Genomic DNA, 12,386 nt, shown 5'->3' with positions numbered 1-12,386 from the left:
AAAGAGATTAACTCCAATATTTCTTGATAATTTCATCGCGTCCGGAATAAATCCGGGATTCTTTATAATATTTCGGATCTTTGCGATGGAAATTTTGATGATATTCTTCTGCCGGATAAAATACGGAGGCTTCCTCAATGGCAGTAACGACAGGTTTATCGAATCGGCCTGTTTTGCCCAGTTCCTCTCGTGATTTCAAGGCCGATTGGCGTTGCTCTTCATTGTGATATAGAATGGCAGCCCGATATTGGCTCTTGCGATCATTACCCTGACCTGTGGCATCTGTTGGATCGATCTGCGGCCAGTATAGCTCAAGCAATTTCTCATAGGGGAAAATGGCTGGATCAAACGAGATTTGCACAACTTCCAAATGCCCTGTTTCCCCGGTCAATACTTGCTCATATGTAGGGTTCTCTACGGTTCCACCCATGTATCCGGATATAATCCCGTGAATGCCAGGCTGCTCTTCAAAAGGACTGACCATACACCAGAAACATCCCCCGGCAAACGTTGCTTTTTCAATCACTGCTATTCCCCATTTCTCAGTTGTGTTTAATCAAGATTACTATGAATGCTAGTCATAGCGCAATCTATTTGATAGCTCATCCACCCGCTCCCAATCGAGCACAACAAAACCTTTTCTTTTTTTGCACAGGATTTCCAGATCGGACAGTTTCTGAATGAGACGATTCAAGTGACGGGGCGTTGTACCGATTACGGATGCTATTTCCGGAATGTGAGGCGTGCTAATTTCCTTGCCAAATTCTTTCGGCAGACGAGTGGACATCAAATAGATGGCAAATCGTTCTTCAACGGAGGAAAGTGAGTTGATACGGGATGCCGCTGTACATGTCTGCAATTTATAGGACAGATGTTTGAGCAGTTCATTCAAAAAACGATAATCCTGCATTAATTTTCGTTCAACGGTTTGTATGTCTATAAACAGGAATTTGGAGGGCTGCACAGCTTGAACCTGTGATTGTACAACCACTTTCTGAATCAATTCAATATCACCAAAGATGGATAAGGGGTGGCAGAAACGCAGCAAAAGAGATTTGCCAGTCTCGACACTTGAGGAGACTCTGGTCAGACCTTCCACCTGGAAATAAAGCCCATCCAGTTCATCTCCTTCCGTAAGAACATATTCATCTGAATCATACTCCCGAAGCTGAATGGGAAGCAAAGCAGCGTCAGCAAAGATTTGTTCCAAATTAAAAAGGGACATATAAGGTTGTATTTTTTCATATCCCCTGTACATTTTCATTTTTTTCACCTCGAATGGACATCGGTCCTTTTCATTATATATGAACTTGATATGATTAGAAAAACGAGGGGGAATGATGATGAAGTTTGTATTTGATCTGGATGGAACCATCTGTTTTCAGGGGAAACCGTTAACCAGAGAAATGGTTCAGACATTGGACTTTCTCGTGGAGAAAGGTCATGAACTTATTTTTGCATCTGCACGACCGATCCGTGATTTATTGCCTATACTGCCTGTCCATATGCAGCAATTTCCGCTGGTAGGCGGTAATGGAGGATTTGTGTATCGCAGCGGGCTTGAGATTTCCACAGTTTATTTGGAAGCATCTATTGCTGACCATATACTGGCGTTATTGAAGCAGCATGAAGCAGAGTATCTCATTGATTGTCAATGGGATTACTGTTATTCAGGCAACCCGGAGCATCCCATTCGAAGAAATCTGGACCCCGAGTGCAGAGCGAAGAATGTGCTGCTGGAGGAATTAACCGAGATTGTGAAGATAGTCGTCTTAAGCAGCCGGAATCACCAGGAGATGTTGAAGGCGTTGTACAACCTTCCTGTGGTGACCTACATGCATGGAACAGAGAATATCATTGATATTAGTCCTGAGGGTGTGAATAAATGGACAGGCTTGCAAGCACTTGGGGTCTCTCCCCATGATTTTATTGCTTTTGGAAATGATGTGAATGATATTCCGATGTTTGAGTATGCCAGTCGTTCCATTTGCGTAGGGCAACATGAGAAGCTTGCCCAGATTGCGAGTGAAACGGTGGCGAATCAGGAGAAGGATGTCATCGACAAAATTATTGAAATTGCAGAAAGATTGGAAGAAGAGAGCAGTGTATTTGGCGAAGCGAGGGTAAAAGTCGAAGGCATTGCGATAGGATGATCACTATCAGGATTTATCATTAGAGATAATCTGAAAAAACAAGAAGGAGTCCGCCAGCAGTGGCCCCGTTTTCGCTAATATTTTCGTATGTTCAAAAAGTGATTAGTGATGAAGGAAGTAATTCTTTTTCATCCTTTACTTATATTGTATAATTATGGATGAGAAAAGGCCTATTACAGCTTAAGGGCCTATTGAAAACGAAGAGGTGATCAGATGCGGAAACCGATAGATGAACCTATGTTTTATTCGTATCCCGGCATGGTGGCGGTAGTGACATCCCGTCATAAGGGAATGCAGAATGTGATGGCCTCAGGCTGGCATACCTATATTGGATCGTCTCCCGGAATTTACGGGATATCGCTGAGGAAGGAAACGTACTCTTATGAATTGATTGAGCAGAGTGGCGTATTCGGGGTACACTTCCTTCCGGGTCATCATTCGGAGTGGATTCAGGCTGCGGGAACCTTCAGTGGAAGAGACACAGACAAATTCTCGAAATTCGGAATTACATACGAAGAAGGAATCATAGTGAATGTACCAATTCTGACCGAAGCTTATTTTGCTTACGAGTGCAAGGTTATCGATATCACAACGTATGGGGATCATGAGTGGATTGCAGGTGAAGTGTTACAGCGGTATCAAGACCCGGAATACTTCTTGGAAAATGGAATGGTTAATCTGGACAAATTGCAGATTCCAATGTACGTAGGAAGATCCTCTTATCGGATTCTCGATGGGAGTGCGGAAGAGAAGGTTCATCCGTTTTACCTCTAGGGTCCTAGGCACCAAGATGCAATTATGAGCAAAACTTTCAATCCGGCAAGAGATAGGTTTATAATGGTTATTGGCTGCTGAGCAAGTCGGCAGCCTTTTCCTATTGGCTCAAGCATACACTCCAGACCCTCAGAGGGATCTGCTCATATATGAAATAAAAGGCAAGGTAATATTAGCCATTCCATGAAAAATGCTGTATTTAACAATAAAATTAGAGTATGATTTTACAGCTATATATGCTTGGCAGGAAAGGTTACATCGTTTCACTGGATTGTAACTAATGCTGTAATTTGTGAATAATCTTTCGGGCGTATAATGCTAAACGGGAGATAACAACAAAGATATAAAGAAATCGTAATCATAAAACATCATGGTTAAGTAATTCGTCTTCTTTATGTTGTAAATGAATGATGGAAGGTGCAATACGTATGTTAATGACAACCAGAACCACAAGGAGTTCTCGAACGCCCCAGACATGGATGATGTCGACTCACATTGTCAAGGAGGGGCTCGCATGTCACAATCGTTGAAAAGCAAGCGGCATATGAACGGACTGGATGGTTTGCGAGCCATCGCTGTGCTTGCAGTCATAGGGTATCATCTGAATTTAGGTTTTATTCCGGGTGGTTTGCTCGGTGTAGGCATTTTCTTTGTTCTATCAGGGTATTTAATTACAGACATTCTTTTGACACAATGGCAGGAGCATGGCCGGATATCGCTCGGTGATTTCTGGGTGCGGAGAGTAAGGCGCTTGTTACCTGGCATGATTACGATGACAGCAGTGGTGATGATTTGGTTGCTCTGCACAGATCCATCTCGACTCGCTGCGTTGCGTGGTGACATTGTCTCGGGAGTATTATACATAAGCAATTGGTGGTATATCTTTCATAACGTTTCCTACTTCGAAAGTTTCGGCCCTCCATCACCCTTTGGACATTTCTGGTCGCTGGCTGTGGAAGAACAGTTTTACATTGTATGGCCCCTTCTACTGGTCGCAGCAATCATTTTGTTCAAAAGAAAGGGATGGCTGGTCGTCTTTATTGTCGTGGCAGCTGAATTGTCTGCTGGTGCAATGGCCATCATGTATAATCCGGATCTGGACCCGAGCCGTGTTTATTATGGAACAGACACAAGAGCATTTGCTCTACTGGCTGGTGCTGCACTGGCCGTGGTATGGCCGAGTCGCAAACTATCGTCATCCCTTGCCCGCATCAATCGCCTTGTCCTGGATGTGTTAGGTTTAGCTGCGCTGGCTTGGTTAATCTACATGATGCTGAATAGCAGCGAGTACGACCCTTCATTGTATCGAGGAGGAATGGTACTTCAGGCCATAGCGACGACACTGCTCGTAGCTGTACTGGCTCATCCATCATCCTTCCTGGCAAGGCTCATTGGCGCTAAGCCATTGCGCTGGATTGGGGAAAGGTCCTATGGTTTATATTTGTGGCACTATCCTGTCATTATTCTAACGAGTCCAACGGTAGACACGGGTGGAGCACATCCTGTGCGAATGGTTTTGCAGGTTGCAGCAACGGTTGCACTGGCCTCCTTGTCACTTAAATATATTGAAAATCCAATACGTCATAACGGATTTCGTGATTCCTGGTCCCGGTTATGGGGAAGAGGGCGCAATACAACAGGTATTCGCAACGTATGGTGGAAGCGCGCTGGATTGCTGATGAGCATTCTGTTGATGTGTTTTACAGTGTCACAGATGATGATTACTTCAGCAGCGAATTCTGATTCCCATTCGGTATCGATGTCGGCTACGCTGAATGGCGAACACTCCGTAACGGAGGAAAAGGGGCAGGACGTTCTTCCAGCAACAGTGAGCACTTCTGGGGCAGACAACCAACCTGCGCCACAGAAAAACGACAAACCAGCGGCGAACGCTGGAGATCCAGCAGGCAAAGAAGAACAGCAAACGGCGAAGCCAGGTAATGCTCCCAAATCGGAGGAAACAACTTCAGGTGAGCAGAAAGGATCAACTCCTGGCGATTCGAACCATGCTATTGGTAAACCCAGAGGTAGCACCGACAATCCAGGAAATCCAGAAGACAACGGTAATGACCAACCAGAGGATCCTGTAAATACGTCAGATTCGTCCAAAGAACAAGAGGAAACAGTTCCTCCAGTCAAAGACGGCAAGATTCATTATACGGTCATTGGAGATTCAGTTATTTTGGACGCCAAGCCTTATCTTGAACAAACTATTTCGGGCGTGCACGTGGACGGTCATATCGGCCGTCAGATGTGGGAGGCTGCCGATGTACTGGATGGCCTGAAGAGAAATAACCAAATGGGCAGTCAGGTCGTATTGGAACTTGGAACAAATGGTTCCTTTAATTCCAAAAGTCTGAATTCTGTACTGGATTATTTGAAAGATGAAGAACATGTTTATCTGGTTACCGTACGAGTCCCTCGCCCATGGGAACGAACCGTGAATAAAGCACTGAACGAAGCGGCTTCCGATTATAGCAATGTATCTCTCATTGACTGGCACACTGCAAGTGAGGGGCATGACGAATATTTCGAAAAAGATGGCGTACATCTAACGAAGGAAGGTTCGGAAGCTTTTGCAGTACTTGTGAAAGACAGTATGAAATAAATCAGAACTTATCTATTCAATTATTTATAAATTCAAGAATGGTTCACGAATCCACATACAGAAAGAGCTCTCATGATGAGGGCTCTTTCTGTATGTAAGCAAAGATTTCAGGATCAACGGGGTATCCGATATTTTTCACCCCTGCATCCGTGCATCGTCACCTTACAAAATGATAGCGTTACCATTTACAATAAGTGTATTCAAATCGCCAAGGGGGAGTATAGAGATGTTGAAAAAATGGCTTTTGGGAATATTGGCAATGACGCTATTTTCCATCGTTCTGGCTGGTTGCGGCGGCGGGGACAGCTCCGAAGGCAGCAACAGCAAGGATAAAGTAACCGTCACCATCTGGCACAACTGGACTGGACAGGACGCCAAAGCGGTAGCGATGCGCAAAATCATTGAAGACTTCCGAGGGGCGCACCCGGATATTGAAGTGGTGGATGAAGGTCTGCCGACAGATGGCCTCAAAACAAGGCTCCGGACGGTGGCAGCGGCCAATGAAATGCCGGATCTGTTCGTCATGTGGCCGGATGCGATGACCAAGGAGTTTGTGAAAGGAGATCTGTTGCAGCCCATCAATGCAGAGCTGGACGCGAAGCCAGAATGGAAAGACAACTTTATTCCGAACGCTCTGGATGGATATACGGTGGACGGGGATATCTACTCGGTACCGATGAATCTCGCACCAACTTCCTTTATTTATTACAATGAAGCACTATTTAAGCAGCACAACGTGAAAGTACCTGAAACATGGGCTGAGCTGGAGCAGGCCATCGCTACATTTAATGAGAACAAAGTAATACCGATCGCATTGGGGAACAAGGCCAATTGGGTGGCTCAATCCACGATCTTCAGTACACTGGCTGACCGGGTAACCGGCACAGACTGGTTCTTAAAAGCAACAGCGCAGGATGGGGCCAGCTTTACAGACCCACAATTCATCCAGGCGCTGGACAAAATGCAGGAACTCGGTAACAACAAAGCATTTCAGGATGGTTTCAACAGTATTGACGAAACACAGATGATGCAGCTGTATTTCCAGGAAAAAGCAGCGATGGTTATAAACGGCGGATGGGCATTAGCTAACCTCGTCAACAACGCACCAGAAGACATTTTGAACAATACACACATTACGATTTTACCAGCAGTAGATGGAGGCAAAGGTGAGGCAAGAACGACATCGGGAGTTGTGGGGACAGGCTTGGGTGTAAGCAAAAAGTTAAGCGGTGCCCAGAAGGATGCGGCCATGGAGTTATTCTATGCTTTGGCAGGCCCTGAAGGTCAGAAGGCAACCCTGGATAGCAGCACGCTGGTCAGCTACAAGATTGATCTGGACAAATCAAAAGCCCATCCATTGTTTGTGGAACTCTATGACTTAATGCAGGAAGTAAAGATTACTCCGGTGTATGATTCCAAGCTAGGATCTGCAACCGTCGAGGTTATCAATAATGGATTGCAGGAGCTATTGATGGGTGGCAAAGCCGCAGATATCGCGAACAAAATTCAGGCATCGCAAGCCAGTGCAGTCGGAAATTAAGGTCATAGGTCATTCCGATCCAGATCTGGATGAGCTGTAAGACGCTCTGTAAGATTCAGACCCCTTCCCGGCAGGGGAGGGGTTTTGCATTGATATCAAGAGTTGGTAACTGCCAAAGGTTTGATGAAAGGAAGTGAGCAAAATGAACGCATTGCGCAGTCGACGTTTTATTATGCTGGGGCTCGCTCCGGCAGTTCTGATTTACGCGTTATTTGTATTTGTACCCGTCGTATGGTCAGCGTACTATGGATTCTTCAACTGGTCGGGGATCGGAGAATCAATATATATTGGACTGGATAACTATGTGGAAATATGGCATGATTCCGTATTTTGGCGGGCGCTGAAAAACAACGTCATTTTTGTTCTAGCCTCGGTATTTGGGCAAATTCCGTTAGCGTTGATGCTGGCGGTCATTTTGCACAAAAGCAATCCGTTACAGCGTTTTCTGCGTTCAGCCGTATTTCTGCCGATGGTATTATCCACAGTAGTTATCGGTATGATCTGGCAATATATCTATCACCCGCAGATCGGGATACTGAACTTCCTGCTGGATGCATTGGGGCTCGAAAGCTGGAAGCTGGAGTGGCTTTCGGATGACAAAATCGCCATTTTCTCGCTGGTACCGCCGCTGCTCTGGAGTTTTGTCGGTTTGTACCTGATTATCTTCATCTCGGCGTTGCAGAATATTCCGGGCGAAATCCATGACGCTGCCAAGATTGATGGTGCTTCCGGAATCCGCAAGCTGGTTTCCATTTCTTTGCCCATGATTTGGGGAACGGTTCAGGTTGCGATCATTCTATGTATCTCGGGCAGCCTGAAATCATTCGATCTGGTGTATATCATGACCAAAGGCGGCCCGGCACATGCGACAGAGCTGCTGGCAACGTATATGTATAATTCAACTTTCACAACGTATCGCTATGGTTTCGGGAGTGCCATCTCGACGACCATCGTGTTAATCTCCCTGCTACTGATCGGAACAAGCCAGTGGGCGACAAGCCGTAAGAGAAAAGAGAATTAGGAGAGAGGGGGGAACGTAATGAGTGTTACACCGTTATCGATGCCAACACCTGGGAATACTTCAGGCCATCCGGTTCGCCTATTCCGTAGTGGAATTGTTTGGACGCTGTTGACAGTCTATGGTATTTTAACATTGTATCCGTTCTATTGGCTTGTGATCAGTGCATTCAAAACGAATGAAGATTTCTATAGCAGGCCCTTCGGGCTTCCGGAGAGATGGAACGTGGAGAATTTCAGCAATGCTTGGGAAAGCTCCAAGCTGGGAACCGCTTTTGGCAATTCCCTGATTGTATCCGTAGGTTCGCTTATCATAACGCTGTTTATTGCAGCGCTGGCCTCATTTATACTCGCACGTTTCCAGTTTCGCTGGAAAGGGCTGATCATGACCTTCTTCGTTGTAGGCATGCTGATTCCCATTCACAGCACATTGGTTCCGTTATTTATTTTGATGAAACAGATGTCTCTGCTGAATACGTATTGGGCACTGATATTGCCGTATACCGCATTTGCGCTGCCGACCGCGATATTTGTGCTAACAGCTTATTTGACTAGCATTCCACGTGACATTGAAGAGGCTGCTTTTATTGATGGAACAGGTCTATGGGGACTGTTCACCCGGATCATGCTTCCCATGTCTGTGCCTGCCTTGTCAACGGTCACTATTCTGAGTTTTCTGCACGCGTGGAATGACTTTTCATTCGCACTCGTGTTTATTAACAAAACAGGTTTGAAAACGTTACCGCTCGCGATTGCCAATTTTGCCGACGGATATCAGACCGATTACGGCCTGACTCTTGCTGCCATGACCTTGTCCGTAATCCCGACCATCATTCTATACCTGGTATTTCAGGAACAAGTCATGAAAGGCATGACGGCCGGAGCAGTCAAAGGTTAAATGAGAGCGCATCCAGAGGAGGAAAAGGTGTGGGACGCTGGCTAACATCTTCACTGCAACGGAAGTTGTCCATCGTGATTACGGCTTCCATGATTGTGCCGCTGCTGGCACTGGGGCTGTTCGCCTTTCTGATCTCTTCCCGCATCACAGAGCAAAAAACAAAGCTTTCGGGCATGGACACATTGAAGCAGGTGGAAGCAAATTTGCGCTATATGCTTCAGGATGCCGAGACGTTATCGATTTTTTTGATTGGAGAAAGGGACATTCAGCAGTATTTGAGTAGCGATGAGGACGATGTGCAGGAGCGTGTGGATATTCTGGGCAGGATGACTAATCTGGCAGCTTCCAAAAAATATATTGCCAACATTGCCATCTATCCAGAACGTTTCGATGCGGCTCTGTCCACGGCTACATGGTATGAATCATCCAATGTCACTTATCCTCCTGCTCCGCGTGGTGATGACGTTAAAGCATGGACTGGCGTATATCCGGTTCAGAATTATGCGGGTATCCAAAATGTAATAACATTGGTTCGACCCATTCGCAGCATTCATGATTATCGGCCCATCGGATGGCTGGCGATCAGTCTAGACGAGAAGGCAATCTCGAAAGGATGGGCAGCGCTGGGACTGGGTATGGGCGAAGGTCGACTGGAACTGATCGGTCCCACTGGAGAGATTTTGTCTTCCATGGACAAATCCCGTCTTGGACAGTCACTGGAGAAGATCGAGCCTGAAGTACATACACTGATCCAACAAGAGGGAAGCGGAACAGCCACGTATGACAGCGGCGATGAGAAACGTACTTTGCTCTATTATCCGGAACTGTTGACAGATTGGACGCTGACCGGAACGGTTCCCTACGATCAGTATAAGTCCGAAAACGGTTATATTCTGATCCTCACTGCCGTTGCAGTGACGCTGTCTGCTGCCATCAGTGCAGGACTGGTCTGGTTTACGGTGCGACGAGTCACAAAGCCGCTTCGAGTTCTTACGAAGCATTTGTCCCGAATGGACCCGGATCGACCACTGCCCTTATTCCTATCGGAAAGTGATGATGAAATCGGCAAGCTGGGAGAGAGTTATAATTTGCTCGGTGCCCATATTGAGAGACTGAAGGAAGAGGTTATCCGCGGTGAAGTCCGCAAGAAGGAAGCTGATCTCAGGGCACTTCAGGCACAGATCAATCCTCATTTTCTGTATAACACCCTTTCATCCATTCACTGGATAGCCTTGATGTCTGAGGAAAAACGGATCGCAGAGATGGTCGAAGGATTGAGTGATTTTTTGCGCATCAGCTTGAATCAGGGTAGGGATTATTGTCCGGTAGGGCAGGAGATTGCTCATATTCGCCATTATGTTCGTGTGCAGTCCATCCGTTTTCCCGACAAGTTCGCCGTGCATTATATTGTAGATCCGGCACTTGAACAGCGAATGATGCTGAAATTGCTACTCCAACCACTTGTCGAAAATGCCATGATTCACGGAATTCAGCCGAAAGCGGGTACGGGCACAATCACAATCATGATTCGGCAAGAACAGGAACGAATGAATGTGCTGGTTCTGGATGATGGAGTTGGCATGGAGCTGGACAGACTGGAGCATGTCAGAAGCAATCTTGTGTCATTGGATGAGGAAGAGCACCATGATTCAAGTGGTTACGGGCTCCGCAATGTGAACGAGAGACTACTGCTTCATTACGGAGCTGAGGCGCAGCTCGAAGTGGACAGCCGGGTCGGAGGTGGAACCCGGATTTCATTTTCCATTCCAATCTTGGAGGAGTCGCCATGAGATTACTGATTGTTGATGATGAAGTAATTATCCGCACAGGGCTCGCCAGTGTAATCGCTTGGCATGAACTGGGGATTGAGTTGCTTTCGCCAGCAGCTTCGGCAGAAGAGGCATTAACACGCATGGCCGAGGAGAGGCCGCATATTCTGATGACTGATATTCGGATGACGGGAAGGACGGGGCTTGAACTGGCAGAGGAAGGGCTGCGTATGCTGCCTGAACTCGAGGTTATTATTTTATCGGGATACGATGACTTCTCTTACGCGCAACAAGCGATTCGTCAAGGTGTTACGGATTATCTGCTTAAGACGAGTAAGCCGGAAGAGATTATCAAGACGGTGCTTCAGGCCAAACAACGGATTACCGAACGATGGGCTGAGAAATCAAGAGAAGGGCAGCTGCTGCGAGAGAACAAACAGCGTCTGTTCGCTGCATGGATCATTGACGGAGACGTTGAAACTAACCCTTGTCCTGTATTTCTCCAGTCGGGAATGAATGTGCAATGGGAATGTTCCTCAGACAAGGAGCAAGTGCAGAGACAGATTCTAATTTTGAAAGCTGAGGGGTGGAATCGTTCTTCGGCTACTTTGCTAAACTTTGCCGTGCAAAATATGCTGGAGGATGTCCTGCCAGGCGCAGTTGCACACATTCAAAAGGACCGAATTATCTGTGTTGTGGAGCTGCCGTTGGGTGAGCAGGATTTCCAATTCACTTTGGGCATTGCGCTAACCCGGATGGAGCAACTGTTGAAATGTACATTGCGTGCAGCAGCAGGTCGACCCTGTATGGAGGTTCAAATTCTGCATGAGAGCTACCGTACAGCGCTGAGCGCATATCGTTACCATGGGTTACTTGAGGACAGAATATGGAAATATGAGGATATTATGCATCGCATAGGAGGTAAAACCGTCCTTCAACAAGAGGAAGAAACCACCTTGGGGTCATTGTTGATGGATAATGACTCGATTATGCTGACCACATGGACACGAGAATTGGTGGATGAACTCCTGATGGACCCCGAAGTAACGCCAGAGTCTTTTGATTCCTGTCTGCATGCTGCGGTGAATGCAGGACAGCGTTGGTTGATTCGCACCATGCGAGCCATTGGAAGGGATGAAGTGGAACGATTCAATCCATGGAAGCCAGAGCCGGATGCCGATGCTGGTGAACTTCGGGATCTGCTATTTCAACATTTATATGGGCTGATGCATACCTATCACAGCCAGATGGGACAAGGGCGGACTACGCATGTACAGAAGGCTATTGCTTATATGGAATCCGGATTGGCACAGGATATTAGCCTGCAACATGTCGCAGGACAGGTTCATCTGCATCCGGGTCATCTCAGTGAACTGTTTAAGAAGGAAACAGGCGTCACTTTTGGTGATTTTGTAACAGGTATGCGAATTCGGCGCGCGATGGACATGCTGGTGGTTTCTCCTGCGAAAGTAAGTGAAGTGGCCGCCATCAGTGGATATGAGGACGTTAAATATTTTAGCAGGCTGTTCAAAAAACATACTGGCAAAACTCCGAGTGAGTATCGCGAGGACGCTGTGTCGTACAAGACTTCCGGACATTAAAGGTTAGCAGACAAAAAAATGAATAA

At 46.5% G+C, this 12,386-nt stretch carries 10 protein-coding genes; 8 read left to right on the top strand and 2 right to left on the bottom strand.

The genetic code is table 11. The annotated features are described in order from the left end of the window. Positions 1-7: 7 nt before the first annotated feature. Both msrA and G3352_RS22815 read right to left on the bottom strand, forming a co-directional pair. Positions 8-523, bottom strand: coding sequence for a peptide-methionine (S)-S-oxide reductase MsrA (msrA, locus tag G3352_RS22820; protein WP_345940795.1), 516 nt, complete (start codon positions 521-523; stop codon positions 8-10). A gap of 51 nt (positions 524-574) precedes the next feature. Further along, on the bottom strand, positions 575-1,210 hold the full coding sequence (locus tag G3352_RS22815; RefSeq protein WP_240343186.1) for a Crp/Fnr family transcriptional regulator: 636 nt from the start codon (positions 1,208-1,210) through the stop codon (positions 575-577). A gap of 133 nt (positions 1,211-1,343) precedes the next feature. Here G3352_RS22815 and G3352_RS22810 point away from each other — a divergent pair, with 133 nt between their 5' ends. From G3352_RS22810 to G3352_RS22775, 8 genes are all read left to right on the top strand, one after another. After that, a complete protein-coding gene (locus tag G3352_RS22810) occupies positions 1,344-2,153 on the top strand; it encodes an HAD-IIB family hydrolase (protein ID WP_163760262.1) in 810 nt (269 codons plus the stop codon). A gap of 213 nt (positions 2,154-2,366) precedes the next feature. After that, positions 2,367-2,927, top strand: a complete 561-nt coding sequence (locus tag G3352_RS22805; protein WP_163760259.1) for a flavin reductase family protein — start codon at positions 2,367-2,369, stop codon at positions 2,925-2,927. A 514-nt stretch (positions 2,928-3,441) separates the two neighbouring features. After that, positions 3,442-5,535: an acyltransferase family protein gene (locus tag G3352_RS22800; protein WP_163760255.1), complete on the top strand. Its 2,094-nt coding sequence runs from the start codon at positions 3,442-3,444 to the stop codon at positions 5,533-5,535. Between the two features lie 226 nt (positions 5,536-5,761). Next, positions 5,762-7,075, top strand: coding sequence for an extracellular solute-binding protein (locus G3352_RS22795; RefSeq protein WP_163760252.1), 1,314 nt, complete (start codon positions 5,762-5,764; stop codon positions 7,073-7,075). Positions 7,076-7,217: 142 nt separating this feature from the next. Continuing rightward, a complete protein-coding gene (locus G3352_RS22790; protein WP_163760249.1) occupies positions 7,218-8,096 on the top strand; it encodes a carbohydrate ABC transporter permease in 879 nt (292 codons plus the stop codon). Positions 8,097-8,135: 39 nt separating this feature from the next. Beyond that, positions 8,136-8,990 carry a carbohydrate ABC transporter permease gene (locus G3352_RS22785; RefSeq protein WP_481856325.1) on the top strand — a complete coding sequence of 285 codons (855 nt, stop codon included), beginning with the start codon at positions 8,136-8,138 and terminating at the stop codon, positions 8,988-8,990. A gap of 29 nt (positions 8,991-9,019) precedes the next feature. Beyond that, a complete protein-coding gene (locus G3352_RS22780) occupies positions 9,020-10,780 on the top strand; it encodes a histidine kinase (protein ID WP_163760242.1) in 1,761 nt (586 codons plus the stop codon). Next, positions 10,777-12,360 carry a helix-turn-helix domain-containing protein gene (locus G3352_RS22775; RefSeq protein ID WP_163760240.1) on the top strand — a complete coding sequence of 528 codons (1,584 nt, stop codon included), beginning with the start codon at positions 10,777-10,779 and terminating at the stop codon, positions 12,358-12,360. Before G3352_RS22780 ends, G3352_RS22775 begins: the two co-directional genes overlap by 4 nt. Positions 12,361-12,386: the final 26 nt, after the last annotated feature.

It is taken from the genome of Paenibacillus sp. ALJ109b (genome assembly GCF_010747435.1).
GTDB classification, from domain to species: Bacteria; Bacillota; Bacilli; order Paenibacillales; family Paenibacillaceae; genus Paenibacillus; species Paenibacillus taichungensis.
The sequence above is the reverse complement of the archived record's forward strand: the minus strand, read 5'-3'. Positions and strand labels throughout refer to the sequence as shown.

Coding starts and splice junctions, on each gene's coding strand:
- G3352_RS22775 (WP_163760240.1), top strand. CDS start 10,777: ATGAGATTACTGATTGTTGATGATGAAGTAATTATCCGCACAGGGCTC.
- G3352_RS22790 (WP_163760249.1), top strand. CDS start 7,218: ATGAACGCATTGCGCAGTCGACGTTTTATTATGCTGGGGCTCGCTCCG.
- G3352_RS22785 (WP_481856325.1), top strand. CDS start 8,136: ATGCCAACACCTGGGAATACTTCAGGCCATCCGGTTCGCCTATTCCGT.
- G3352_RS22795 (WP_163760252.1), top strand. CDS start 5,762: ATGTTGAAAAAATGGCTTTTGGGAATATTGGCAATGACGCTATTTTCC.
- G3352_RS22810 (WP_163760262.1), top strand. CDS start 1,344: ATGAAGTTTGTATTTGATCTGGATGGAACCATCTGTTTTCAGGGGAAA.
- G3352_RS22805 (WP_163760259.1), top strand. CDS start 2,367: ATGCGGAAACCGATAGATGAACCTATGTTTTATTCGTATCCCGGCATG.
- G3352_RS22800 (WP_163760255.1), top strand. CDS start 3,442: ATGTCACAATCGTTGAAAAGCAAGCGGCATATGAACGGACTGGATGGT.